The sequence below is a fragment of the Pseudarthrobacter sp. NPDC092439 genome (genome assembly GCF_044754945.1).
Taxonomy (GTDB): domain Bacteria; phylum Actinomycetota; class Actinomycetes; order Actinomycetales; family Micrococcaceae; genus Arthrobacter.
Genome location: NZ_JBIVQB010000003.1, coordinates 225,557 through 250,721, shown reverse-complemented (window position 1 = coordinate 250,721; position 25,165 = coordinate 225,557). Strand labels below are relative to the sequence as shown.

Annotated in this window: 19 protein-coding genes; 5 read left to right on the top strand and 14 right to left on the bottom strand. The window is 65.6% G+C overall.

Annotated features, from left to right (window positions below; genetic code table 11):
* Positions 1 to 291: 291 nt before the first annotated feature.
* The gene (locus ACIQCM_RS09280) at positions 292 to 1,803 is read right to left on the bottom strand and encodes a polysaccharide biosynthesis tyrosine autokinase (protein ID WP_400605932.1); all 1,512 of its coding nucleotides are present in this window, start codon (positions 1,801 to 1,803) and stop codon (positions 292 to 294) included.
* Positions 1,804 to 1,978: 175 nt separating this feature from the next.
* Between ACIQCM_RS09280 and ACIQCM_RS09275 the strand changes: the two genes are divergently transcribed.
* On the top strand, positions 1,979 to 3,427 hold the full coding sequence (locus ACIQCM_RS09275; protein ID WP_400605934.1) for a hypothetical protein: 1,449 nt from the start codon (positions 1,979 to 1,981) through the stop codon (positions 3,425 to 3,427).
* Between the two features lie 36 nt (positions 3,428 to 3,463).
* Here the strand turns inward: ACIQCM_RS09275 and ACIQCM_RS09270 are convergent, their stop codons facing one another.
* The 4 genes from ACIQCM_RS09270 to ACIQCM_RS09255 are packed head-to-tail and all read right to left on the bottom strand — an operon-like array spanning position 3,464 to position 8,392.
* The gene (locus ACIQCM_RS09270; RefSeq protein WP_400605936.1) at positions 3,464 to 4,342 is read right to left on the bottom strand and encodes a glycosyltransferase family 2 protein; all 879 of its coding nucleotides are present in this window, start codon (positions 4,340 to 4,342) and stop codon (positions 3,464 to 3,466) included.
* Positions 4,281 to 6,266 carry a WecB/TagA/CpsF family glycosyltransferase gene (locus ACIQCM_RS09265; protein WP_400605939.1) on the bottom strand — a complete coding sequence of 662 codons (1,986 nt, stop codon included), beginning with the start codon at positions 6,264 to 6,266 and terminating at the stop codon, positions 4,281 to 4,283. Before ACIQCM_RS09265 ends, ACIQCM_RS09270 begins: the two co-directional genes overlap by 62 nt.
* A 6-nt stretch (positions 6,267 to 6,272) precedes the next feature.
* Complete coding sequence (locus tag ACIQCM_RS09260; RefSeq protein WP_400605941.1) at positions 6,273 to 7,115, bottom strand: glycosyltransferase family 2 protein; 843 nt, start codon at positions 7,113 to 7,115, stop codon at positions 6,273 to 6,275.
* Between the two features lie 44 nt (positions 7,116 to 7,159).
* Positions 7,160 to 8,392, bottom strand: a complete 1,233-nt coding sequence (locus ACIQCM_RS09255) for a lipopolysaccharide biosynthesis protein (RefSeq protein WP_400605943.1) — start codon at positions 8,390 to 8,392, stop codon at positions 7,160 to 7,162.
* A 292-nt stretch (positions 8,393 to 8,684) separates the two neighbouring features.
* On the opposite strand from ACIQCM_RS09255, the gene ACIQCM_RS09250 reads away from it, so the two are divergent.
* Both ACIQCM_RS09250 and ACIQCM_RS09245 read left to right on the top strand, forming a co-directional pair.
* On the top strand, positions 8,685 to 10,799 hold the full coding sequence (locus ACIQCM_RS09250; protein WP_400605945.1) for a malectin domain-containing carbohydrate-binding protein: 2,115 nt from the start codon (positions 8,685 to 8,687) through the stop codon (positions 10,797 to 10,799).
* Positions 10,800 to 11,254: 455 nt separating this feature from the next.
* Positions 11,255 to 12,130 (top strand): hypothetical protein, encoded by an 876-nt coding sequence (locus ACIQCM_RS09245; protein ID WP_400605947.1) that lies wholly within the window; start codon positions 11,255 to 11,257, stop codon positions 12,128 to 12,130.
* 41 nt (positions 12,131 to 12,171) lie between these two features.
* Here ACIQCM_RS09245 and ACIQCM_RS09240 read toward each other — a convergent pair whose 3' ends face one another.
* From ACIQCM_RS09240 to ACIQCM_RS09225, 4 genes are all read right to left on the bottom strand, one after another.
* Entirely contained in the window at positions 12,172 to 13,485 is a 1,314-nt protein-coding gene (locus ACIQCM_RS09240) for a UDP-glucose dehydrogenase family protein (protein WP_400605949.1), read from the bottom strand.
* Between the two features lie 124 nt (positions 13,486 to 13,609).
* Positions 13,610 to 13,831: an SCO4848 family membrane protein gene (locus tag ACIQCM_RS09235; protein WP_400605951.1), complete on the bottom strand. Its 222-nt coding sequence runs from the start codon at positions 13,829 to 13,831 to the stop codon at positions 13,610 to 13,612.
* 4 nt (positions 13,832 to 13,835) lie between these two features.
* Positions 13,836 to 14,333 (bottom strand): DUF2505 domain-containing protein, encoded by a 498-nt coding sequence (locus tag ACIQCM_RS09230; RefSeq protein ID WP_400605952.1) that lies wholly within the window; start codon positions 14,331 to 14,333, stop codon positions 13,836 to 13,838.
* A 45-nt stretch (positions 14,334 to 14,378) separates the two neighbouring features.
* Positions 14,379 to 15,884, bottom strand: coding sequence for an SDR family oxidoreductase (locus ACIQCM_RS09225; RefSeq protein ID WP_400605955.1), 1,506 nt, complete (start codon positions 15,882 to 15,884; stop codon positions 14,379 to 14,381).
* Between the two features lie 246 nt (positions 15,885 to 16,130).
* Between ACIQCM_RS09225 and mfd the strand changes: the two genes are divergently transcribed.
* Positions 16,131 to 19,814: a transcription-repair coupling factor gene (gene mfd / locus ACIQCM_RS09220; RefSeq protein ID WP_400605957.1), complete on the top strand. Its 3,684-nt coding sequence runs from the start codon at positions 16,131 to 16,133 to the stop codon at positions 19,812 to 19,814.
* 5 nt (positions 19,815 to 19,819) lie between these two features.
* Positions 19,820 to 20,635, top strand: coding sequence for a metal-dependent hydrolase (locus ACIQCM_RS09215; protein ID WP_400605958.1), 816 nt, complete (start codon positions 19,820 to 19,822; stop codon positions 20,633 to 20,635).
* Between the two features lie 77 nt (positions 20,636 to 20,712).
* On the opposite strand, the gene ACIQCM_RS09210 is transcribed toward ACIQCM_RS09215, so the two are convergent.
* From ACIQCM_RS09210 to cobA, 5 genes are all read right to left on the bottom strand, one after another.
* Positions 20,713 to 20,970: a hypothetical protein gene (locus ACIQCM_RS09210; RefSeq protein WP_400605960.1), complete on the bottom strand. Its 258-nt coding sequence runs from the start codon at positions 20,968 to 20,970 to the stop codon at positions 20,713 to 20,715.
* Positions 20,971 to 21,024: 54 nt separating this feature from the next.
* Entirely contained in the window at positions 21,025 to 21,738 is a 714-nt protein-coding gene (deoC, locus tag ACIQCM_RS09205; protein ID WP_400605962.1) for a deoxyribose-phosphate aldolase, read from the bottom strand.
* Positions 21,739 to 21,928: 190 nt separating this feature from the next.
* Entirely contained in the window at positions 21,929 to 22,747 is an 819-nt protein-coding gene (locus ACIQCM_RS09200) for an FAD-dependent oxidoreductase (RefSeq protein WP_400605964.1), read from the bottom strand.
* Positions 22,748 to 22,948: 201 nt separating this feature from the next.
* Positions 22,949 to 24,115, bottom strand: a complete 1,167-nt coding sequence (locus ACIQCM_RS09195) for a uroporphyrinogen-III synthase (protein WP_400605967.1) — start codon at positions 24,113 to 24,115, stop codon at positions 22,949 to 22,951.
* Positions 24,116 to 24,129: 14 nt separating this feature from the next.
* Entirely contained in the window at positions 24,130 to 25,164 is a 1,035-nt protein-coding gene (gene cobA, locus ACIQCM_RS09190) for a uroporphyrinogen-III C-methyltransferase (RefSeq protein ID WP_400605969.1), read from the bottom strand.
* Position 25,165: the final 1 nt, after the last annotated feature.

Here is a 25,165-nt window from a genome sequence, read left to right as displayed (position 1 = left end):
ACATATAAGTCCCTTCCCCGGGAAGCCTGTGGTGAGCGCGGGGTGCCGGACTGCGGCCCCCTGCGGTGGCTTGAACGCGGCGGGGCCGATCCCACGGGTCCGCGCCGGCAATGTTCCGGCCGGGGGACCGCGCCCACATAGCGTTGTCCCCTCAATGTGCCATTCGGGGAAAGTTATCGATACCGCTTCCGGGCAAAGACAAGTAAGCACATTTCGGCGGGCAAGTAGCCCTCGGGAGAAGACAAGTAACCGGGTGCCGGTCCTGGAGCGGGCGACGGTACAGGCGTCCCGTTAATGCCGCACCGCACGTTCCGTTGTCGGATCAGCCATCCGTTCTTCGCCTGTGCCCTCGGGGCCGCCCGGCCCGTACACGCGCGGGGAAGGGTGGAGCTGCGTCACAACCCTCAGCTGCGTCCGCAGGGCCTCGGCATCCGCTGCCGTTCTGGCCTCTTTTTCAGAAAGCTGGTAGCTGCCGTAGCCGTAGCGTTGGGAATCGGGGCCCCGTCCCGGCAGCCGGTTCAGGACGATCCCCAGAAGCCGGGCATCGACCATCGACAGCGACGCGAGGGCCTTGCGGACCTCGGCCAGGCGGACCTGCCGGGCGCCCGCAACCAGCACCACACCGCCGACACGCGGGGCCAGGACAGCGGCATCCGTGACGGGGAGCAATGGGGGCGCGTCGAGAAGTACGTGGTCGAAGCGGCCCTCCAGGTACCGGATCAGCTCTGTCATTTCCTTCGACCCGAGCAGTTCACTCGGATTGGGTGGAACGTGCCCTGAGGCCAGGACGTGAACGCCGTGGGCCCCGTACGGCTGAAGCAGGTCATCCACTTCGGCTCGGCCGATCAGGGCAGTGGTCAGTCCCGCTGTCTGTTCCAGTCCCAGGTAGCCGGCAACGCTGGGCCTTCGCAGGTCAGCGTCGACAATGACGACGGACTGTCCGGTTTCAGCCAGGGTGAGTGCGAGATGAATGCAAGAGGTCGACTTCCCTTCCCCCGGAATCGCAGAGGTCACCAGCATGGAGTTTGCACCCTTACCGAAGTGCGCATATTGAAGATTCGTGCGCACCTGCCGGAAGGCTTCAGCACGGGCCGATTTCAGTACGGAATGGGTGATCAGCGACTTCTTGCCGGTCGCCGGGTCATGCGGAACCCCGCCCAGGACGGCGCCGTCAGTGATGCGTTTGAGGTCCGCTTCACTCCTGATCTTCGTATCAAGGACCGTCCCGAGCACTGCGGCGCCGATCCCCACGGCAAGCCCGACGATCAGGCCAATGACGAGATTGAGCAGGATGTTGGGGGAAGCTGGGCCCAAAGGAATCTCCGCAGGGGCCACGACCGTGAGTTTCAGGGGAGTCTTTTCGGCCGTTGACTCCAGGTTTCCGATGACTCCCATGAGGCTTTCGGCGACGCCGGACGCGATCCGTGCAGCTCCTTCAGGCGTGGCGTCACTGGCGGTGATGGCAATGACGACGGTGTTGAGTTCCGCGCTCACTTGGAGTTTGTTTGCCAGCTGGCTGGAATTCAGGGGCAGTCCGAGGTTGTCGATGACGGGCTGAAGAACCAGGGGCGTGGACGCTGTCAGCACATAGGATTGGACGCGCTGCTGCGTGAAGTTGTTGCCCTGCTGCAGTTCCAGAACGCTGCCCGAGCTTTGGGTGGCTACGAAGAGCTTGGTTGTCGATTGGTAGACCGGCGCCATCAAAGCTGATGCAGCCGCGGCGGACACAAGGCCAAGCAGCAGGCAGCCGACCAGGAGCTTCCAGTTGCGGCGGATGTGCTGCCCATAGTCGCTGAATTCCATGTCGTTATCCCCCGGACGTCTACGCAGCTGAGCAACTGATAGTTCGGAACCGTTCGGGTCCTCTCCCTCTTGCCCCGAACTTAGACCTGCCGGATGGCGTATTCAATCGATCCCGCCGAAAACGGAGGGAAACAGGTATCTTTGCCGATGTTTCAAGGGGAAAAGCAAGTAGGCGATGCCTGAACTACTCGTGCCCCTTCCCGTCCGGGCCGATAGGGTTGGCGCAAAGGCTCCCTCGCGGTGGGAGCAGCACGCCTCGGGGGTGATGATGGCTAAGCGGACCGGCGGGCGGGTCAGCAGTGTCGGCGGGTCCCGGACCGCTTCGAGCTTCCTAAGCCGTGACTGGTCCAGTCGGGCAGGGGTCGCAGGAACGCTCCTGCTCGTGTCCGCCGTCACGGTAGCAACAGTGTGGTGGCCGCCGGCCGTCCTTGTTCCCCTTGCTGCCCTTGCCCTGGGTATCGCCATCCGGTACCCCCAGCCGGCAGCCCTGGCGCTGCTTCTCGTCGGGCCGCTCCTTACCTCGACCTTCCAAGTGGGTGCCCTGACCGTGGACAACATCGCGGTACTGGCGGGTTTTGGCATGGTGGTCCTGCTGGCCATCGCGCGCCGGGAGCTTCCCTTCACAAAGTGGTCGCTGCTGCCCCTGGTCCTTGCGGCAGCGATCTTCGTTACGGGCGGCATTAATGGGAGCCCCAACTTTGAGGCCTGCCTGCGGTTCATCTCACTGGCCACCGTTCCCTGGGTAGTTTCCCGCTTTCCAGGGCAACGGGGTCCTAACGACCAGTTGTTCATGATTGTCCTCAGCCTGGGCGCGGGTTCCGTCCTGGCCCAGCCGATCATCGGCTATCCATTGCCGTTCAAGGACGTTGAGAATACAGGCCTTCGGTTCGGAGGGCTGTTTGGTCATCCCAACTTTGCGGCCTATTCCTTGTCGCTGGCCATTCTGTACGTCGCATCGATGAAACTCAATGTATGGCGGGCGGTCTTCCTGTTGTGCGCTGCCGGCGCGCTCATGATGACGGGAAGCATCACGGCAATCCTCATTCTGGCCGCGTGTCTGGGGCTGGCGCTGGCCCACAGTTTCAGGAGGCTTATCCTGGCGGCCCTGGCAGCAGCGTTCTTTCTCGCTCTTGCCGGTCAAACACTTCTTAATCGCCTCGACTTCGCTGCTGAGACTGCGTTGGGTGCGGCGTCCGGTGCAAATTCCGGCGCGTGGCGGCTGGGGCAGTGGGGTCGCGCCCTGCGTTTGCTGGACGGGCACGAGGAAGCAGGCATCGGATGGGGGCAGATACCGCTGCGCATTGGCAATGGGCTGGGCGCCCATAATGCGTATGTGCAGCTTGTCGTTGAACTGGGCTGGGCAGGAGCACTGGCGGCAGGCCTGGCTGTGGTGGCTACGGTGTTGATGGCCGGGAGAAGAAACCGCACCGTGCTCCTGGGTTGGAGCTATGTGCTGCTGACTTCGATGAGCGACCCTGTTCTGTTCTACCCATCGTCCATGACAGTTCTGCTTTTCATCCTGGCCGCCATCGGCGGCCTGCAAAAGGACCGGCCAGGCCTTTCCGGCACCCACCCCCTGAAGCACCGCGGACTCGTGGCCAAGAGTGCGGGGCCACGGGTGTAGGCAGTCGGATCGGCCGTTATGCCGGCGGCTGAATCCTTAGGCATACATGGTTCCGCGCCCGGATATCTTTGCGCGGAGTACCTGGATGAACTGGGTTGGGCTCGACAGCAGCCACATCACCACAAAATGATATGCGCGCAGCGCAAGTGCCTGTCCTTTGTATCTTTTGGACAGATGGATCTCGCGAAGCAGCCGCCTGCGCTGGTGCCAGCGGAGCTCGGCCCGGTGCTTTTCCATATACATCCGGACGCCTCGGGCCCTTCTTTCATTCCTTGATGAAAGGTGTCCTGCGCCGTCCGCGGTCTGGATGAATCGCGGAGCAGTCAGGACGGTGTACTTGTAGTTTCGGGCAAGGAATCGTACGAAGAGGTCCAGGTCGTTGAACACGGGCAGGCGTTCGTCAAACCCCCCGATTGACCGGAAGCTTTTGGCCGAGATAACGAAACTGCTGCCCGTTATCCCAGGGTTCCACGCCAGACACTCCCGGTGGGTCAGTACTCGTTTGGCGAGCCACGGCCGTTCCGCGAATCCACTGCCGAATTCAACAGTCCCAGGCGCGGTGGCGAGGTCGGCACCGGAATACCCGATTGCCGCCAGGGATTCTTCAAGAAATTCCGGCTCCCAGCGGTCATCGTCATCGAGGAATGCCAGGAAGTCTGATTCCGCGGACCAGGCGCCTGCGTTCCGGGATGAGGAGGCTCCAGGGTGCTCTGCGCCTGAGTTGTCCAGGTAGGCGATGCATGGCAGGCCCACGAAGCCCGAGACGAGGACTCTGGTGGATTCCGATCCTGTGTCGTCAACGACGGTCACCCGTTCCGGCTGACGCGTCTGGAGCCGGACCGATTCGAGTGCCTTAAGAAGCAGATGGTCCCGGCCGTGCGTGGGAATGACGCAATTGATAGTCGGCTTTTCCACAGTGTTTTCCCCCTTGCGAGGTATGTGACGTCCTTTGATGTGATGTGTAGATGTGCTGCAACAGCAGTGCTATCCGTTCATTGGAGGAGTTCTCGGCAGACCAGCGGATCGCTTTTTCGGACCTGGCCTGTTTATCCGCCGGAGTTGACTCGAGCACGCTTGTTATGGCTGCCAGCAACGCGTCCGGTGTGGGATCGCAATAGGTAACGGCTGCCGATCCTGCCAAGGAATCCATTTCGCCGGCATGGGAGGCAATTACGTGGGTGCCCAACCTGAGTGCCTCCAGGGCGCTCATGGGCAGAACTTCCTTCCTGCTTGGCAGCAGAAGGCACTCCGCCCCCAAAAGGAGCTCCGCCACCTTTTCGCGGGTAACCGTTCCGTGGTATGTACATCGGGGGAGCTCGATTGGCGCCGCCACATCGGTGACGGGACCGCAGACGTCGAGCGTAGCGCCCGGATACTTGGCTATGACCTCCGGCCACACAGTCTGGATGAGGTCGAATCCCTTGCGGGTGCCGACATCACCGGCGAAGACAAAGTGGGGGGCTGAGCCGGCAGCGGCCAGGCGTTCAGGCAGTCCCGCGGAAGTGCCGGGACCGCTGGGATTCGGAACGATATGGGTTGTCACACGGGGGACCAGCCTTGCAACCATGGCCTTCTGTTTGGGACCGAGACAGATTATGCCGGATGCTTTGGAAAGGACGTTTCTGGTGATCCCGGGGTATCGCGCGACAGTCTCGCCAAAGTCAGCGCCGTGCAGTGACACCAGGACCGGGACCGCCCGCATATGGGCTGCAAGAACAACAGCGCCTTCCCTAATGAAACTGCCGAATTCGCTCATGTGGACATGGAGTGTGTTGCGGTCGTGCTGCCCAACGAGAATCTGAAGGCAGAGCCGTGCTGCGTTCCCGAGCGAGCGAAAGCGGGATCGGGGCGCCCACGTCGGAATACTGCTGCTCGTGAAAGTTTCGCCCGTGAACGTGAGGTACTCGGCAATAACGGATGCCATTCCCCCCTGGGTTTGCGGATCCGGACCGACATGGACTATTCGCATGGAGGCGTCTTTGCCTTGCTGCGAAGCCGAACCTGAAGAACCGAAAAGGTGGACTCCGGAAGAAAACACGGCTGTCGCGCCGACGGTGCGGGCTACCAATGCAAGGGCGCTTGATGTCACGCCAGCTGCGGTGGACCTGGCCACGTACCCGAAGATCCGAGTATCGTGCAGATACCGTTTCCACAGCCGCCGGGGCTCCTGGCCGAGCCGGTAGAGCCATTCGAGGCCGGCGTCTTGGACAGCACGTGGTGCCCGCCGGACTTCGCCGGCCGCGAAGTCGATCGCTGCGCCAACCCCGAGGTAGCACCCTGTGGTGTTCCCGTCTGCCGTGAGTGCCCGGAAAAGTTCCTCCTGTTTCGGTGACCCCAGGCATAGCGCCACGACTTTGGCGGGCTCGCGTCCCAACCGAGACCGAAGATCTGCAACGTACGCCGGGTCGGCAAGTTCTTCGGGATTGGGGGATTCGGTAAGGAAGACCCTGAGTCCGGGCATGACCGCTGCCAGGTTTTGGGCTGCTTTTCCTGCTACTCCCTGTTTGCCGCCGATCAGACCAACGGGTATGCCTGTTTGGGCTGCCAGACGCATTGAAGCGTAGAACAGGTCAACGCCTGGGATCCGTTGTACAGATCTCCGGCCCTCCAGATGGGCCATCAGTACCAGGGGAAATCCGTCCGGGACCACCAGCGCAGCAAGGCCGTAAAGTTCCCTAAAAGCTGGTGAATCCTGCCAGCGGAGATAATGATCCGAATTCGGCGTGACGACAAGATTCGCGCGGCCGTCAGCGGCAAAGGAAACTACGGCGTCTGCGGCCTCAGGCATCGAGACATCGTGTATCTTCAGCCCGTGGAGGCGATAGGAAATTCTTTGCACGCGTGCCTACCTTTTGAGTTTGCCAAGTTGATATTTCAGGTGTTGCTGCTCGACGGAGGACAAGTGCCGGCAGCGTGTTGCGAAAAACCTGGCCAGATCTTCGAGGGTCTTGCGGTCCGCCGGAGTTCGGGCGCCTTGAACGGCAAGATCAAAGAAATCCGGGCCCTCCCATCCGACCGAATGGCTAAGTGCGCGGTGACTGGAACGCAGCTGCGGATCCCGGGCTACGCGGACACGCCAATCCGCTGCCTTGGTGATCTGTGTGCGGTGATGCCGATACGCGATCAGCGGGGCAGCGGTCCGGCGAAGACGGTGCCCGGCGGCCACCAGTCGCATCCACAGGTCGTAGTCTTCGGCCGGTCCGGCGACGTAGCCATGGTTGGTCCGCAGCGCTGGCGCCGAGCCGTACATCGCCGAATGGCCCAACGGGTTGCCGATGAGGAGGAAGAATGGCATGGCCTCGGGGCTGATCCCTATGGGAATTGCGGGCTTCCAGCCGCGGGGAGAGTCACCAAAGTTGATGACTGTCGAAAAGGTCAGGTCGCAGTCGTCCCCCAAGTGTGCCCGTTGGCTGACAAACCGGTGCGGAAAGGAAACGTCGTCGGCGTCCATGCGGCTTACGTGCTGCGTTACCGCCCGGTTGAGGAGCGAGTTCAATGTGGCGGCCACGCCCAACGGTGTGCTGTTCCGAAATACGGTTAGCCGGGCGTCTTGGAATCCGGACAGAATCTCTGTGGTGCCGTCTGTACTGCCGTCGTCGGTCACCAGCAGCCGACCGTTGGGGGGAAGCGCCAGCAACGTCGATCTGACCGCCAGCTGTATCGTGCTGCGCGCGTTCAAGGCCGGCATCAGGACTGAGACGCCTTCGACGTGTGCATGCGGGCGCATCACGGTCAGGCCGTTCTGAGCTGGACGGTCTGACCGTGCAGCTGTGAGGGTTCATCCGGGCGGCGTGCCGTCTCGAGACGGATCAACAGGGACATGGATTTCCCGGCGTAGGTTACGGCGACGCCGGCAGCTGCACCTGCCGGCCCCCAGAACGTCGCCCCAACGAATACGAGCGCCAGATTGAGGGCCGCGAACGTGACTCCATTTACGGCAACGAACCGTTCGAAGCCTTGGCTCTGAAGCAGCCCGCCCAACGGGGGCGCCAGCGAAAGGAACGGCAACGCTGCGATGGCGAGAGCGAAAGCCGGAGCCGCGGCCGCGAACTCGCGACCGAACAGGAATTCCATGACCTGGCCCGCGTTGCTAATCACCGGGATCATTGCGACGCACAGGATGATGGCCCCACAGGACAGAACCCGGCCGATCCGCCGGGTCTGCCTGAGGTCCTTCCGGGATGCATGGGGGAGGAGCACAGCGACGAGTGATGAGGAAACCAGCATCAGCGGATTGACCAGGCGAAAGGCTGCCGAATATAACCCCGCCGAGGATAACGAGGAAACTGCGCCGACGACGGCCGTGTCCAGGGTTCGGGACTGCGCGCTCAGGTTGGCGAGGAGGTACGGGATGAGACGCCGGTAGAGTTCAGCCGAACTGCTCCGCGTGCGCATTCCCCCGAGCCGGTTGCGCAGGACCCCCACCACGTGAAGGAAACCTACGGCGGACGCCGTCAGGACGGCGATGGCATAGGACGCGACTGCCTCGAATGCGAGCAGATGAAGAGACACGAAGATGACAACGGAGACAACGCGCCGGAGTACCAGCGAAAAGACGAATGAACGCTTGTTCTTGTCAGCGATGGGGACAGTGAGGGCGACCTCGACGAACTGTTCTATGGCGAGGCCGAGGGGGACGAGGATGAACCAGGCACTTATCCCGAGAGGAACGGACAAAGCTCCGATAACGGTAGCCGCGAGGGTCCCCGCAACAGCGTTTCCAACGAAATCCATCCTGATGCCGGCAACGACGTCGTCGTTTTTGCCCACTGCCCTGGCACGAGGGATGTATGACGAGAGGCCCCAGTCTGCGACCGTGAACAGAACGGCGCAGATGCCGGCTATGATCCCCACGGTTCCGAAGTCCCGAACACCGGCCCAGCGTGCGAGCAGTATGAAAGTCAGGGCCTGGACGGCCGTCGCAAAGACCCGGGCCAGCAGCAGTGCAAGGAACTGCGTTTTCATCCAGCCTCCGAAGTCGCCATTGCGGGCTATTGCGCTCTCCCAGCTAATAACGGGCGCCCCGTGTCCACCAGCGAAGTCGGGACTGGTCTTTGGTGGCCGGCATACGCATGTACAGTGCCGGTCTACTCATGCCGTGCCGATACATACTTGTGCGGCAGTTGCCTGCTACGCGGATTCAGCGGCGCATTACTGGACTTACGCGTCCCCCGGGAAAATCCGGTGACCTCTGCCACCGCACGCCTATAAACTCCCGGGAAAGGGGACATCCACACCGCGATGCTAAGGAATCGATATGGCCGGAACATCCCGCCCCGAGTCCGGGTCCTCCTCCGGGTCCGGGTCCTCCACCCCGTGGTCCAGATTCCTTGAGTACGAGACCCGGCGCCGGACAACTGTTCTGATGGGACTCGCCGCCGCGGGTGCGGTCGCTTTTTCCACGCGAACCCAGGCGAGCGCTGCGGACACCGCCACGGTTCTGCGCATCAATGCCGGGGGTCCCCAAATCACGACCGGCGGCGTTACGTGGGGTGCTGATCGCTACTACTCCGGTGGTAAGTCTTTCTCTAATTCCGCTGTGTCCTCAATAGGCGGCACCGCCGATGACGCGCTTTACCTGACCGAGCGGAGTGCCACGTCGAATCTCGGTGGCTTCAGCTACTCAATTCCGGTGCCGGCCGCCGGGGACTACACGGTAGTGCTGCACTTTGCCGAGATCTGGTTCGGAGCCACCGGGGGAGGCCCCGGTGGTGCGGGCAAGCGGGTGTTCAGCGTCAACTTCCAGGGCGGAGCAGCGGAACTGGTCAACTTTGACCTGTTCGCTGCTGCCGGGGCGATGAATGCCGTCACCAGGCAGTTCGTGGTCCCGGTCAGCGGCAGCAGCCTGGACATAGTGTTCACTGCCACGGTGGACCAGCCCAAGATTTCGGCCATTGAGGTGGTCTTTCCGGCAGCGCCGCCGCCTCCCGAACCGGCCGGCCAAGTGCTGAGGATCAATGCCGGCGGACCGGCCGTGACCGCAGGCGGCGTCCAGTGGCGCGCGGACCAGTTTTTCACGGGCGGCAAATCGTATGTGAACAGCAGTGTCGGGGACGTTGCAGGAACCACGGACGACGTGCTTTACACGTCTGAGCGCAGTGCCACGTCCAACCTGGGTTCCTTTGGCTACGCCATCCCGGTAACGGCCGCGGGCACCTATCTCGTAAAGCTGTACTTCGCGGAAATCTGGTTCGGTGCGCCAGGAGGCGGCCCAGGCGGGACAGGGAAGCGTGTCTTTAGCGCGAACCTGGAGGGTGGAGCGGTGGAACTGCAGGACTACGACATCTACGCAGAGGTCGGCGCTGCCCGGGCAGCCGTGAAAGTGTTCAGCGTACCGGTGAGCGACGGCACCCTGACCATCGACTTCACGGCCAAAGTTGACCAGCCCAAGATATCGGCACTGGAGATTGTCTTCCCCGACGGGGCACCGTTGCCGCCGGCGTCAACCGTGCCGTGGCCCTCGGCCTGGAGCCAGGGCGCCCCGTCTCCCGTTGCCTGCTTTGAGGGAGCAGGCCTGGCCCTGGGCGGCCTGCTGTACCGTTTCGGCGGATTCGATTCCTCGTTCCGCGTTCTGCGCAGCTACGGGACCTACAACCCCGCTACCAACTCGTGGTCCGCCCTGGGCACCCTTCCGGCTGGAATGGCGGAAAGCCACCTTGGAGTGGCCGATGATGGCCGGTACATCTACCTGGCGGGAGGCTTTGCCGGCAACCTCGATACAACCAAGACCCCCACCCAGACCGTCAGCGACAGGGTTTACAGTTTTGACCCCGGCTCCGGGGTTTTCCGCCTCATTACGAGGCTGCCCAAGCCGCGCGGGGCGGGAGCGCTCGCCTACCTGGACGGCAAGCTGCACTACATCAGCGGAAACCCCGCCGACCGGGTGACAAATGTGGGAGACCATTTCGTCTTCGACCTAGGCACTGGCACCTGGACATCCGCCGCACCGCTCCCGAATCCGAAGGACCACATGAGCTGCGCGGTGCTCGGGGGCAGGATCTTCATTATCGGAGGCGAACACGGCCACGATGTCCTGCACGAGCAGCAGGCGGACTGCCACGCCTATGATCCCGGAACCAACAGTTGGACTGCCGTTGCAAGCCTTCCAATGGCCAAAAGCCACATCGAGTCGGGAACGTTCATCTCCGACGGACGGATCATCATGGCCGGCGGGCAGACGGACAACTTCCAGCCCACCTCCCAGGTGGTGGCACTGGACGTGCCGAAAAATGCGTGGACGGTCCTTCCGTCCCTCCCCGCCCCCCGGCAGGGAGCGCTGGTTCAACGCGTCGGCAACAGGATCGTCATGGCACTGGGGGGAATCCAGACCCACGAACCCCAAAAAAGCGTCTTCCTCGGGACCATCCAGTAGCCACCCCGGTTATGAGAATCCTCACATGTGCCGGCGCGGCCTGTGCCGCCCGCGCCGACGTCCGGCCCGCGGCGAAGAATTCCTAACCGGTCGCTGACCTGCACAGAGTGGTCCGCTGCCGCCGTGGCGGAAAACGGCTCCCGGGCCCAGCAGCCTTGGGCGCGGCCGTCCCGTGTCGGCGCGCCTATTCGCGCTGCCCTGCGGACGTTCGGTAACGTTCTGATCTCAATGTCCACCTATTAAGGAAGCGGTTTCGTTGTAGGTTTCCTGCGACGAACTACGGATGCTGGGGCAGCGCAAACCGCTAGAGGTCTCGAATGTCGTATGAACAGCAAAACCTATTAACCGGCCGGCCAGGCTCTGCGTTTCTGTCACGCAGCTCGTTCCTGAAAGGCGTTGCAGCCGTTGCTGCAGCGGCGGCAGGAGCTACCGCGACAGGCAGCGCCGCCCAGGCCGTGACAACACGCAGTCCCTGGAAGCATCCGTTTGCCTCCAGTTCGTTTTGGAACATCTCCCTTGGTTCCGGGGCCCGGTTCGAATCCGTGACGGGCACCAAGACCGCCAGCTTCATCTCGGGCAGCTGCTACATCAACTGCGAGCAATGGTCGATTCCGGTCGTCAACGCCCGCACGACCGATCCCGTCGCCACCGTGCGCACCAGCTCGACATGGGCTTGGAATTACCGGGTCCCAACCACTGCCCAGGTCGCACTGGGCACGGACGGCCACTCTGTGGTTACCCAGCCCGACTACGCCGCGATCGCCTACGAGAACTGGGTGATGCGGAAGATCAGTGACACGTCGTGGACGTCCAAGTTCCAGGTCAGGACTGACATGCGGGGCAGCGGAGGGGTGAACGGCGTCCGGGCGGCCGGTGTGAGCGCGCTGGGCGGACTCATCCGTGCCCACGAAGTTGCTGCGTTGAACATCCCGCACGCCTTGGCCGTCGCCATTCCGCGGTCAAAGCTGAAGCTCGGACCCGTGTGGCCGGCCAACCGCCAGGACGGCAACGCCAGTTCCACCTACACCGGCCCCATTCCGATGGGTACCCTGCTCGGCATACCTCCGCAGGTCAACATCTCATCGCTGGGGCTAAGCCCGGAAGGGCTCGCACTGGCACGCGCTCTTCAGGATTATGGCGCGTACGTGGTCGATGCGGCGGGCGGAACCGTCCTTTACGCGGAGCCTGCCGCGGCGGGAGCGGCCTTCAACCGAATGCGCAACGATTTCGCCAAGATACGGAAGTACATGCGGGTGGTCACCAATAACTCCTCGACCAATGTGGGCGGGGGCGGAACCCGGCGCCGTCCGGCTGCAGCACCATTGGCCTGATCCTGGGTAATGACATCGCGGTCCGCAGGGGGCTGGGCAGGTCACGGCCTGCCCAGCCCCCGGTACGTCCACCCTGCAGCGCGCCACTTGGCGGGGTCCAGGACATTGCGGCCGTCAAGGACCCGGGCTGAGGACACCAAGGACTTAGTTGAATACGGATCCAGCTCCCGGTAGAGCTTCCACTCGGTGAGCAGGAGAACGGCGTCCGCCCGGGTAAGTGCCGTTTCCAGGTCCGGCTCCATCGGGAGCTCCGGGAACCTTTTCGCTGCGTTGTCCAGCGCTTGCGGATCGGTGACCGTGACCACGGCACCCTGAAGCTGGAGCTGTGCGGCGGCGCTCAGCGCCGGCGAATCCCGGACGTCGTCGCTCTCCGGCTTGAAGGCAGCGCCGAGGACCGCGATACGTTGGCCGAGAAGTATGCCGCCGCAGAGTTCCCGGGTCAACTCGACCACCCGGGTTCTGCGCCGCATATTGATGGCGTCGACTTCGCGCAGGAAGGTCAGTGCCTGGTCTGCGCCGAGTTCCCCGGCCCGGGCCATAAAGGCGCGGATGTCTTTGGGGAGGCATCCGCCGCCGAATCCGATGCCGGCGTTGAGGAATTTGCGTCCGATCCTGTCATCCATGCCGATGGCGTCGGCCAGGCGCGTGACGTCCGCCCCGGTGGCTTCGCAGACCTCAGCCATGGCGTTGATGAAGGAAATTTTGGTGGCGAGGAACGAGTTGGCGGCGGTTTTGACGAGTTCCGCAGTCGGATAATCCATAATGAGCCGCAACGTCCCGGTGGAAAGCGCCGTCCGGTAGACCTCATCGAGGACCGCTACTGCCGGATGGTCCTCGTTGCCGTCCGGGACTCCGTAGACGAAGCGGTCAGGACGCAGGGTGTCGTCAACGGCATGGCCTTCGCGGAGGAACTCGGGGTTCCACAGGAGGGCGGCCGCCGGCTGCCTGGCGGCGATGACTTCAGCGAGTCTTTCCGCGGTCCCTACTGGAACAGTCGATTTGCCGGCCACTACGTCCCCCGGAGACAAGAAGCCGGCCAGTTCCGCCACGGCTGCATCCACGAAGCGCAGGTCGGCTGCGTTTTCTCCCCGTTTCTGCGGCGTGCCTACGCAGATGAAGTGGACCTCGCAGCCTCCTGCAGCCTCCATGCCGGTGGTGAAGCTGAGGCGTCCGGACTCCTCCAGCTCTGTCAGGAGGGCATCAAGCTCAGGCTCGTAGAACGGTGCCTTTCCCTCGCTTAGCCGGGCGACCTTGCCCTGGTCGACGTCGATCCCCACCACGTCATGGCCAAGCTTTGCCATGCATGCTGCGTGGACAGCACCCAGGTAGCCGCAACCAATAACAGAGATCCGCACAGCTCCACCATCCCGCACTGCCGGGGACATAACCATGGCCCTGCGAAAACCCTGCGGGCTTCCACAGGGCTTCCGCAGATGCCTCGGAGACGGCGTGGGACGTGGCTGGCCCGCGCAGGTACTGCTAGCCCAAAAGCCCCAGAAGCCCGATGACGGCGGTGGCGGCGCCAAGGACCATCGAGACGCTGACCAGCACCAGGTGGACGGTCAGGAACTTCGTTGCCTTTCCTGCCGCATCCCGGGCGCGCGGGTCCTTCCGGACACGGCGCAGGAACTGCGGCCACACCACCAGGGACCAGATGCCGGACACAATGAGCACCAGGCCGGCAAGTACGGGCAACTCCACGGTGCTAGTGGCTTTCCAGCCAGGCCTGCGCCTGGGCTGCCTGCAGGTTCAGGGCCTTGGCCACCATGGGCTCAGCGGCGTCGGCGATCTTGCTGCCCAGGAACGGCACCGAGGAGGTGACGTTGCCGGCGAGCTCAACCCGGGTGCTCCCGCCCTCGGCCACCAGGCGCTGGACTGCGGTGACGTCCACCGGCGCGCCGGCAACCTTCAGGGAGATGTTGCTCTGGCGCGAACCGTCCGCGGCGGGGGCGTCCCAGTTCTCCACCTGGGTGACCTTCAGGTGATCGCCCACGAACTTGCGGGCGATCTCGGGCAGGCGGGTGGTCGGCAGGGTACGCACGGACGTTGCACTGAAGGCGCCGGCAACGTCGCCGTCGACGGTGAAGGATTCCAGCGTGCCGCCTACCAACTGGCTTACGTGGCGCTGGAAGTCCTCGTTGACCAGCACGGCAGCGACGCTGTCAACGGAGTGGGGAAGCATAGTGGTGGCGCTCAGGGCCATGGGTCCTCCTGGGGGACATTCGGAACGAAATTGGCTCCAAACATCCTATGGGTTTGAGCCCGTCCGCTCCGCATCGGTGATTTTTTGCGCCGCGGCAGTGATGTTGTGTGCCATGGCCGGGAAAATCACCGAATGGAATGGCAGCACCGCCAGCCAGTACAACCGGCCGCTGAGACCCTTCGGAAAGAAGATGGCCCGCTGCCGGTAGCGGCTGCCCTTCCCGTCGGGTTCCACTGACAGCTCCAGCCAGGCCCGGCCCGGCGCACGCATCTCGGCCCGCAGCCGCAGCAGCCGGCCGCGGTCGATGCGTTCCACACGCCACCAGTCCACCACTTCACCTACGGCAAGGCTGTGCGGATGCCGCCGCCCGCGCAGCAGCCCCGCACCGCCGGTGAGCTTGTCCAGCCAGCCGCGAACCTGCCACGCAAGCGGAAGCGAGTACCAGCCGTTCCGGCCGCCGATCCCCTCGATGATGGTCCACACGTGTTCCGGGTCCACGTCCCCGTGGAAGGTGCGTTCATCGATGTAGACCGTATGGCCGGACCAGTCGGGGTCGCTGGGCAGGGGATCGGACGCCACGCCGGCGTTGGCCCAAGTGGTTTCCACCTGTCCGTCCCGTTCCTTGCCCAGTGCCAGCGCGACGGCGGTCCGATAGGGCGTGAGGCCGCCGTCGGGCTGCGGGATGTACCGGTCGATGTCATGCTCGCTGGACACGGCGTCGTGCTGCAGGGACTGGACCAGCGGGAACGCCATGGACAGCGGGATGGGGGTGGTGAGCGCCACCCACATCCCGGCGAGCTTGGGGGCCGGGACCGGCAGGGCCAGCACCACCCGGTAGGGCAGGCCGGCCTCGGCCGCGTACTCCTTCATCATCGCGGCGTACGTGAGCACCTGTCGGCAGCCGATATCGAAGCTCCGGTTGATGGACCCGTCCAGGGATGCCGCAGCCACCAGGTAGTACAGAACGTCCCGCACGGCGATCGCTTCGATCCGGTTCCGGACCCAGCTGGGCGCCGGCATCAGGGGCAGCGTCTCGGAAAGGTGCCGGATCATCTCGAAGGACGCCGAACCGGAGCCGATCACCACGCCGGCCTGGAAGACGATGGCGTCCACCTGGCCGTCGAGGAACACCTGGCCAACGGCCTCCCTGGAACGCATGTGGGTGGACAGTTCCACACCCTGCGGATGCAGTCCGCCCAGGTACACGATCCTGCCCACTCCGGCATCCGCCGCCGCCTGGGCCGCCACGGCCGCCATCGCCTTCTCCTTGGCCTCAAAACCCGCCCCGGCAGCCATGGAATGCACCAGGTAGTAGAAGACCTCGACGCCGTCCAGCGCCTTGCGCAGCGCCTCACCGTCGTCCAGGCTGCTTTCCACCACCTCCACCTTGTCCCGCCACGGCACCCCTGCAATCTTGTCCGGAGAGCGGACCAGCACCTTGACGGTGTGGCCCGCCTCGAGGAGCCGGGGCACCAGCCGGCCGCCGATGTAGCCGGTGGCTCCCGTCACCAGGACTGTCTTGGGGATCTGCGGTGCATTGGTTCCGGTCATGCTCGCTCCTGTTCGTCCTCAGCGGTTCGGAGCGGCAGCCTGTCCGGACGGCCGCGCCCGTAAATCAGTGAGCCCTGCTGAACCAGCGGCCCCCCTGCCAGCCTAAGCGCAGGGGCCGCTTCCGGGACTGGCGGGGGCCCGGAATGCCGCCCGTGCGCGGTAGGCTGGAAGTTCCCCGGGATTCGCAGCGAATTTCGGGTTTTCGCGTTGCCTGCGATCCCCTTGAACACCACAGGAGCTTCCGCCATGAGCCTTCCCGGCCCGTCCGCCGCCGGCACATCCACTGCAGGACCGTCGCTGGATGGCCTGCGGCGCGTCCTCGCCGAGGACCAGACCTTCGCGCGCGTCCGGGCGGAAGCCGCCAGGGGATTCAGCGTCCGCGGCCAGGACTACCAGATCAGCGCTCCGTCCGGCCTGCGGCCCGTGCTGCTTGCCGAGATGGCCGACGGGCTGGCGGCCGTGGCAGGAGACGAAGACGGCGCGCCGGGTGTCGTGCTGGCAGTCACCGCCACGGGACGCGAAGCCGAGGACCTTGCCGCCGCACTGCGCGCGTACCTTCCCGCGGACGCCGTGGCCGAATTCCCCAGCTGGGAAACCCTGCCGCACGAGCGGCTATCGCCACGCTCGGACACCGTGGGGCGGCGGCTGTCCGTGCTGCGCCGGCTTGCGCATCCGGAAGGTTCGACGGCGGGGCCGCTGCGCGTCGTCGTCGCGCCCGTCCGCGCCGTGGTCCAGCCGGTAGTGGCCGGCTTGGGGGACCTGGTTCCCGTCACGCTCAAGGTGGGCCAGGACATCCCGTTCACCGAAGTGGTCCGCAGCCTGGCGGATGCCGCCTACGCCCGCGTGGACATGGTGACGCACCGGGGCGAGTTCGCCGTCCGCGGCGGCATCATCGACGTTTTCCCGCCCACCGAGGACCACCCCATCCGTATTGAGTTTTTCGGGGATGAGGTGGACCAGATGCGCTGGTTCGCCGTGGCCGACCAGCGCTCGCTGTCAGCCCCCGGAATCCACCATCCCACGGAACTGCACGCCCCGCCGTGCCGCGAAATCCTGATTACGCCGTCGGTGATGTCCCGCGCCGCCACGCTCAAGGCACAGCTGCCCGCGGCAGCGGACATGCTGGAGAAGATCGCCGGCGGCATCGCCGTGGAGGGTATGGAATCCCTGGCCCCGGTGCTGGTCGATGCGATGGTGCCGTTCGTGGACCAGCTTCCGGAGGGTTCCATTTCCGTGGTCATCGAACCGGAAAAGGTGCGCACCCGCGCCCACGACCTCGCGGCGACCAATGAGGAATTCCTCGAAGCTGCCTGGTCCACGGCGTCCGACGGCGGGACGGCGCCTTTGGACCTCAGCTCCCAGGCGTCGGCGGCGCTGCACTCGGCCAGCTTCCGCTCGCTCGCCGAGACCCGGAGCTCGGCCCTGGCCCACCAGGTCTCCTGGTGGTCCATCACCTCGCTGGCCCAGGACGCGGAACTGCTCCCGGAAATCGACGTCCTGAACCTGCACGCACGGGAGCCCCGCGGCTACCAGGGCGACGTCGCCGAAATGATGGACTTCATCGGTTCGCATGTGCGCGACCAGTGGCGGATCGTCGTGGCCACGGAAGGCCCGGGCCCCGCCCAGCGGCTCGCGGAACTGTTCCACGACGCCGACATCCCCTGTGCCCGGGTGGACAGCCTGGACCACGAGCCCCAGCCGGGGATCATCGAGGTGACCACCGCCGCCGTCGGACGCGGTTTCGTCCTGGACGGCCTGAAACTGGGGCTGCTCACGGAAGCCGACCTGCTGGGCCGGACCTCCGCAGCCTCCACCAAGGACATGCGGCGGATGCCGTCCAAGCGGCGCAACGCCGTCGACCCCCTGCAGCTGGTGGCGGGGGACCATGTGGTCCACGAACAGCACGGCATCGGCCGGTTCGTCGAGCTCATCCAGCGCAAGGTGGCCGGCGGCGCCGACGGCGTGCGCGAATACCTGGTCCTGGAGTACGCACCGTCCAAGCGGGGCGCGCCGGGGGACCGGCTGTTCGTGCCGACGGACCAGCTGGACCAGGTGACCCGCTACGTGGGCGGGGACACCCCGGTCCTGAGCAAGATGGGCGGCGCGGACTGGGCAAGCACCAAGTCCAAGGCCCGGAAGGCCGTCAAGGAGATCGCCGGGGAGCTGATCCGGCTGTACTCGGCTCGGATGGCCTCGCGCGGGCACGCCTTCGGCCCCGACACCCCGTGGCAGCGGGAACTGGAGGAAGCCTTCCCGTACGTGGAGACGCCGGACCAGCTGACCACCATCAACGAGGTCAAGGCGGACATGGAGCGGGAGATCCCGATGGACCGCCTAGTGTCCGGGGACGTGGGCTACGGCAAGACCGAGATCGCCGTGCGCGCAGCCTTCAAGGCGGTGCAGGACGGCAAACAGGTGGCTGTGCTGGTGCCCACCACGCTCCTGGCCCAGCAGCACTACGAAACCTTTACCGAACGGTTCTCCGGCTTCCCGCTGCGCGTCAAGCCGCTGTCCCGTTTCCAGAGTTCCAAGGAAGCGAAGGAGACGGCGGAGGGTGTCAAGAACGGCGCGGTGGACGTGGTGATCGGCACGCACCGGCTGCTGTCCAAGGACTTCGAGTTCAAGGACCTCGGACTGGTGATAGTGGACGAGGAGCAGCGGTTCGGCGTCGAGCACAAGGAAGCGCTGAAGAAGATGCGCACTAACGTGGACGTGCTGGCCATGAGTGCCACCCCGATTCCCCGGACCCTGGAGATGTCCCTCACCGGCATCCGCGAGACCTCCACCCTGGCCACCCCGCCTGAGGAACGCCACCCCGTGCTGACCTACGTGGGCCCGTACACGGACAAGCAGACCTCCGCCGCGATCCGGCGGGAGCTGATGCGCGAAGGCCAGGTGTTCCTGGTCCACAACCGGGTGTCCACCATTGAACGGACGGCGGCGAAGATCCGAGAGCTGGTTCCGGAAGCCCGCGTGGAGGTGGCGCACGGCAAGATGTCCGAGAGCCGCCTGGAACAGATCATCGTGGACTTCTGGGAGCGGCGCTTCGACGTCCTGGTGTGCACCACCATCATCGAGACCGGCCTGGACATCTCCAACGCGAACACCCTGATCGTGGACGGCGCGGACAAGTACGGGCTGTCCCAGCTTCACCAGCTTCGCGGCCGCGTGGGCCGCGGCCGGGAACGTGCCTATGCCTACTTCCTGTACCCGTCCGAGAAGCCGCTGGGGGAGGTGGCGCTGGAACGCCTCAAGGCCGTGGCGGCGCACAACGAGCTCGGCGCGGGCATGCAGCTGGCCATGAAGGACCTGGAGATCCGCGGTGCGGGCAACCTGCTGGGCGGCGAACAGTCCGGCCACATCCAGGGCGTCGGATTCGACCTCTACATCCGGCTGGTGGGCGAGGCCGTGGCGGACTTCCGCGGCGAAGCAGAGGAAAAGGCCGCCGAGATGAAGATCGAGCTGCCGGTCAATGCCCACCTGCCGCACGACTATGTCCCGGGTGAACGGCTGCGACTGGAGGCCTACCGGAAGCTCGCTTCCGCGCTCACCAATGAGGCGATCGACGAAGTCCTTGCCGAACTGGTGGACCGCTACGGCGAGCCGCCGCTGCCTGCGCAGAACCTCGTGGCCGTGGCCCGCTTCCGGGTGGGCGCCCGCGAAGCCGGCCTTTCCGACGTCGCCCTGCAGGGGAACTTCATCAGGTTCTCGCCGGCCCGGCTGCCGGAGTCCAAGGTCATGCGCCTGAACCGGATGTACCCGGGGTCGCAGGCCAAGCCGGCACTGGACGCGGTGCTGATTCCCAAACCCAAGACCGCACGGATCGGCGGGCGGGACCTGCAGGACGCCGAGATCCTGGAGTGGGCCAATGGCGTGATCCGCAACATCTTCACCGACCAGCCGGTTGCCGCCGCACCCGCGGCGGACTGACCGTGATGGGAGGACACCACGCCGCGTCGGGAGCTGCGGCGTGGGTTGCTGTTGCCTCGACGGGTCCGTACACCCTGGGCTGGTACCCGCTGGACGCCACCGGCATCCTGATCGGCGGCATGGCAACGGCCGGAACTGCTCTGGTGTGCGATTGGGACCACCGGTCCAGTACCGTGGCACATTCCCTGCCGCCGTTGTCCAACGCCGTCGCGCGGGGAATCGAGAGCGCCAGCGGCGGGCACCGGCAGGGCACGCACTCCATCGTGGGCGGAGGGGCATTCGTGGCGCTTGCCGCCGTGGCCGGACAGATACACCTGGATACACCCCGGGGCCAGCTGTCCATTGGCGCGGGCCTGCTGTGCATGTTCATGATCAACATCGCTGCCAAAGCCCTGAAGCTGTTTCCGAAGAACGGCTTCATCTCCAACTGGATCTTCGCGCTGGTGATGGCCGGGCTGGTCACCATTTATGCGCCGGAGCAATGGATATGGCTGCCCATGTCCATGCTGATCGGTGTGGTGGCGCACATCGTGGGCGACCTCATCACCACCGGGGGAGTGCCGCTGCTGTGGCCGCTGGTGGTTCGTCCGCCCCGTTTCCTGCGGAAGATGCCGTTGCTGCGGGCAGTCTGGCGGCCCAATGGGGCGTTGGCCCTGCCGTTCCTGGGCCGCGCCGGGTCGAAGCGTGAATGGCTGCTGCTGATCCCGGTCAGCGCCTACGCGATGGTGGGCATGGCCGCGGCAGGATGGGCCCTCGTGCAAGGCCACTGGCCCCGTGTGGCCGCGTTGGCAGCTGATGCGTGGGCGGGCCTGGGCCGCTGAAGCGGGAAGCAGTTGGCCCGGCAAACACCAACGGCCGTTATGAATGTTCATAACGGCCGTTGCTGTCTTGGAAGAATCTAGTGCTCGCCGGCGGAATCGGAGCGGCCGGTGATCGTCAGCGGAACCCAGAATGCTAGCGCGAACAGACCCAGGCAGATGGCCATGGGCCACGAGTTGTCCAGGGTGAGGAAGGACAGCGAGTAGATCGCGCCGAGGAACAGCACGATGCACACCACAAACAGCATGACGCTGGTGGCCAGGTTGTTCTCGTTCTGCGGGGTACGGATGGGGCGGTCTTCCGCCGCGTCGGCAGTGGCCGTGATTTTGCTGGACATTGTTCCTCCTTGGCCCCGCGGGGCCCTCAGTCTGTGGCGTCCGGCAGGGAGCCGTCAGTAAGCGGATGAACCCTGTTCACCCTTGACGATGGCAATCCCCGAGCTGGCGCCGATACGCGTTGCACCTGCAGCAATCATAGCCTGAGCGTCTTCGCGGGACCGTACTCCGCCGGAGGCCTTGACACCGAGGTCCGGGCCAACGGTGCGGCGCATCAATGCCACGTCTTCCGCCGTGGCGCCGCCGCCATTGAACCCGGTGGAGGTCTTGACGAAGTCCGCGCCGGCTTCCACGGAGGCCTGGCACGCCATGACCTTCTGGTCGTCGGTGAGCAGCGCGGTCTCAATGATCACCTTCAGGATGGCGCCGCCTGCGTGCACGGCATCGGCCACCGCGGTGATGTCCTCCACGAGGGCGCCTTTGTCACCTGCCCGTGCCGAGGCGATGTTGATGACCATGTCCACCTCGTCCGCACCATCCAGCACGGCGCCGCGGGCCTCGAAGGCCTTGACGTCGGTCGGCGTGGCGCCCAGCGGGAAGCCCACCACGGAGCATGTCAGCACGCCGGAGCCCTTAAGCGCGGTCTTGACGGTCTTCACCCAGACCGGGTTGACGCAGACGGACTTGAAGCCGTATTCGGCAGCTTCAGCGCAGACCTTCAGGATGTCGGCTTCGCCGGCTTCGGGCTTCAGCAGGGTGTGGTCGATGAACTTGGCCAGGTTGCCGGTGGCTGCATCCGCGGGGTTGGCGGAAGGGGCGTCGTTGCTCATGGTGGTCCTCTCCGGCAGGCCTTGTGGGCATGCCGCATTACAGCGTCCGGGGCTCTTTCGGGAACCATCTTGCCACACACCGCATCCCGCACCGCACAGCCGCCGCAGCCCGCACCCTACCGCAGCGCGCGGATACTTCCGGCCCGATAGCGGCAGGGCGCACAGGGCCGGGGGCGGCCCGCGCTGCTGTTCAGGCTGCCGTCAGCAGCTGCGTGGCGCAGGCGCCCGCAGCGGAAGCGGCGGCCACCAGAAGCCCCAGCCGGACGCCGTCGAACGCTGCGGCGTCGCCGATGGCCCAGATGCCCGGCACGGAGGTCCGGAAGTCCTGGCTGATGACGATCCCGCCGGTGGCCGCCGTCACCAGGCCCGCACTGGCGGCGAGGCCGTCCCGGGATTCGCGTTCTTCGGCCAGGACCACCAGGTCGCCGTACATGCTGCTGCCGTCCTCGAAAACCACACCGGCGGCGGCAAAGCCCGACGTTGATGGGGCAGGGATTACGGAAGCGGGGCGCGCCGTCGTACGGACGGGGCGAACACCGCGGGCCCGGAGGACGGCCTCTGCCTGGCCAGCGGCTGCGCCGGTACCCACCAGGATTCCCAGCGGACGCCGGCCCAGCTCCCTGGCCACCTGGCTCACGGCCTCTCCGACGCGTGCGGCGTCGTCGATGGTGGAGTAGCTCAAGCACCGGGCTGCTCCCTCGACGGGGCGGGCCACGGCTGCCGAGCCGGTGGCGATAACCAGCTGGTCGTAGGCAAAGTCCATGCCGTCGGAGGTGGTCACCGTGCGGTTCACGGCGTCGATGTGGCTGGCCGGCTGCCCGAACCGCACTGAGACCTGCGGCAGCATGGCTAGCTTGAGCAGTTCCGCCGGGGTGTCGTCCCGGCTGCTCAGCACAGTGATGGTGCCGGCGAAACGGGCCCGGTCAAGCCGGCTGACCAGTGCCTGGGCAGCCGGGCCGGCCCCTGCGATGACGATGCGGGTGGCGGAGGTGGGTACCGGAGCGGACATGTGCTGGCCCTTTCGCTGGCGGCCGGAAACGGCCGGAACTTCGTGATGGACCCAGCGTAGGCCCGCCTCTTTTCCGGGGTGTTTCCCCGCAGTTGCTGTTTATCAGGGTCGCGTTCGCCAGTGTTTACCGGCCGGTAACAGAACCCGTGACCGGCCTCTCATCCGTGCAGGAATCCGACACATTAGCCCGCTTTGGACACCCTAGAGGCGGATCCGGTAACCCCGTTTCACCACGGTCTCCACGAGCTTGCCGTCGGGCAGCGCGGAGCGCAGCCTGCTGACGGTCATGTCCAGCGCGTGGACGGATCCCCGCAGTTCCAGCAGCTCGGACAGCGACTCCCGCGAGAGCACCGCGCCCCCCGCACCCAGCAGCGCCCGGAGCAACAGCAGCGGAGCCGGCGGCAGCTCCACGGGCTCGCCATCGATCCGCAGGCAGCGCCCCCGCAGCTCAATCATTCCCGAGCGGGTTTCTAGCCGGCGCACGTGGTTCAGGGCAAGGTGCTCGCAGACCAGCCGGATCAGGGCGCCCATGCGGTACCGCTCCGGCACGATCGGCGTCACTCCGGCGTCCAGCAGCGGCTGCGCGGTCACCGGCCCCACCACGGCCGTAGTGACGTTTGTCTTCAGGCTGTGGATGAGGTCCTGGTACACGCCCATCTCGTGGGCCGTGCTCCAGACGGCGTCTACCGCCGGGGCGCTGGTGAACGTCAGGACGTCCAGGTTTCCGCTGCACGCGGCCTCGATCAGCCGCGGCAGCCGGTCCGCACCGTCGGGCTTGACCCAGCGGTACGGCGTGACAGTCAGGACGGTGGCGCCGGACATCCGCAGGCGTTCCAGCTGCCGCACGTCCGTATAGCCGTGCAGCTGCACCGCCACCGTCTTGCCGCGCACGCCCTCCGCCAGCAGCATATCCACCAGGGTGGCGGTGGTTTCGTCACTGCTGATGCCGACGTCGGCAAGACCGGCCGCGCGCACGGCGCCGCGCGCTTTGGGTCCGCGGACGAACATCCGGCAGGCGCCCAGCGTTTCGAGCAGTTCGTCGCCGATCCCGAATGAGTCGGCCGCCTCGCACCAGCGCCGCATGCCATACGCGGTGGTGGCGATGCACAGGTCCGGCTTGGCGGCGATGATGGCCCGGGTGTCCTCGATGAGGTGCTGATCCTCCCGTACCGGGGCGATCTTCAGCGCCGGGGCGTGCAGCACTTCCGCCCCGCGGCGCTCCAGGGCCTCGATCAGGTCGCGGGAACGCCGATGGGACGTCACGCCGATGCGGAACCCTTCCAACGGCGTTTCCGGCACCGGCACGGACTCGGCGGGGTCAGGCAGCGCCACGGGCTGGGCGGCCTGGGCCGCTGCAAGGACAGTCATGGGGGTCAATCCTTTCATGAACCGAGCAGCGAGGCCGCCAGCCGGTCCAGGTCCGCGGCGGCCTCCGCATGCCCGCGGTTGGCCTCAGCCACCCGTACCACCTCGCCGATGACCAGCACCGCCGGGTTGCTGCACCCCGCAGCTGCGGAGGCAATGGTGCCCAGGTCGGCGATGGTGGTCCGCTGGCCCGGGCGGTACCCGCGCTCGACGACGGCCATCGGCATGTCGGGGCGCATGCCTGCCCGCCGGAGTCCGGCCGCCAGCTGGTGCAGGGTGCCTATTCCCATCAGCACCACGATGGTTCCGCCCAGGCCCGCCAGGTGCCGGTGTTCCTCTTCGGTCAGCGGCGCGTGCCCGGAAACCACGGTGAACATGTGGCTGACTTCCCGGTGCGTGACCGGGATGCCCGCCGCTGCCGGCACGGAGATGGCGCTGGTGACTCCGGAGACGACGCGCACCTTGAGCCCAGCGGCCACGCAGGCAGCCACTTCCTCGCCGCCGCGGCCGAACACATAGGGGTCCCCGCCCTTGAGCCGGACCACGTTGTTCCCCGCCAGGGCGCTTTCCACCATTAGCTTCTCGATGTCCCGTTGGCTGACCTTGTGGTGCCCGGGCTTCTTGCCCACGTCCACGAGCTCGGCCGAGGTGAGGGACGGCAGCTCCTGGTACGGGGCCAGCCGGTCGTAGAACACCACGTCCGCGTCGCGCAGCGCGGTGACAGCGGCAACGGTCAGCAGTTCAGCCGTACCGGGTCCGCCGCCCACCAGGGTGACGTGCCCGGGCGCACCCGCGGCCGGCTCGGCCGCCACCGGAATTCCGGCTTCCGCGCAGCGGGTAAGGAGCGCCGCCCAGCCGGGCTGGCCGTCGTCGACCGCCGCCACGAGGAACGGCCGTTCGGGCAGCGGGCCGTCATGGCCCGCGCCCTGCGGGGTGCTCAGGCGGTAGACGACGGCACCCGCGGCTTCGTAGCGGCGCACCGCCTGCCGGGCGGCAGTGTCGGAGCCCGTGACCAGGACGTCGCGTCCGGTGAGATCGATGCTGAGCTGCATG

Coding starts and splice junctions, on each gene's coding strand:
- ACIQCM_RS09280 (WP_400605932.1), bottom strand. CDS start 1,803: ATGGAATTCAGCGACTATGGGCAGCACATCCGCCGCAACTGGAAGCTC.
- ACIQCM_RS09275 (WP_400605934.1), top strand. CDS start 1,979: ATGCCTGAACTACTCGTGCCCCTTCCCGTCCGGGCCGATAGGGTTGGC.
- ACIQCM_RS09260 (WP_400605941.1), bottom strand. CDS start 7,115: ATGCCGGCCTTGAACGCGCGCAGCACGATACAGCTGGCGGTCAGATCG.
- ACIQCM_RS09255 (WP_400605943.1), bottom strand. CDS start 8,392: ATGAAAACGCAGTTCCTTGCACTGCTGCTGGCCCGGGTCTTTGCGACG.
- ACIQCM_RS09250 (WP_400605945.1), top strand. CDS start 8,685: ATGGCCGGAACATCCCGCCCCGAGTCCGGGTCCTCCTCCGGGTCCGGG.
- ACIQCM_RS09230 (WP_400605952.1), bottom strand. CDS start 14,333: ATGGCCCTGAGCGCCACCACTATGCTTCCCCACTCCGTTGACAGCGTC.
- ACIQCM_RS09225 (WP_400605955.1), bottom strand. CDS start 15,884: ATGACCGGAACCAATGCACCGCAGATCCCCAAGACAGTCCTGGTGACG.
- mfd (WP_400605957.1), top strand. CDS start 16,131: ATGAGCCTTCCCGGCCCGTCCGCCGCCGGCACATCCACTGCAGGACCG.
- ACIQCM_RS09215 (WP_400605958.1), top strand. CDS start 19,820: ATGGGAGGACACCACGCCGCGTCGGGAGCTGCGGCGTGGGTTGCTGTT.
- ACIQCM_RS09210 (WP_400605960.1), bottom strand. CDS start 20,970: ATGTCCAGCAAAATCACGGCCACTGCCGACGCGGCGGAAGACCGCCCC.
- deoC (WP_400605962.1), bottom strand. CDS start 21,738: ATGAGCAACGACGCCCCTTCCGCCAACCCCGCGGATGCAGCCACCGGC.
- ACIQCM_RS09200 (WP_400605964.1), bottom strand. CDS start 22,747: ATGTCCGCTCCGGTACCCACCTCCGCCACCCGCATCGTCATCGCAGGG.
- ACIQCM_RS09195 (WP_400605967.1), bottom strand. CDS start 24,115: ATGACTGTCCTTGCAGCGGCCCAGGCCGCCCAGCCCGTGGCGCTGCCT.
- cobA (WP_400605969.1), bottom strand. CDS start 25,164: ATGCAGCTCAGCATCGATCTCACCGGACGCGACGTCCTGGTCACGGGC.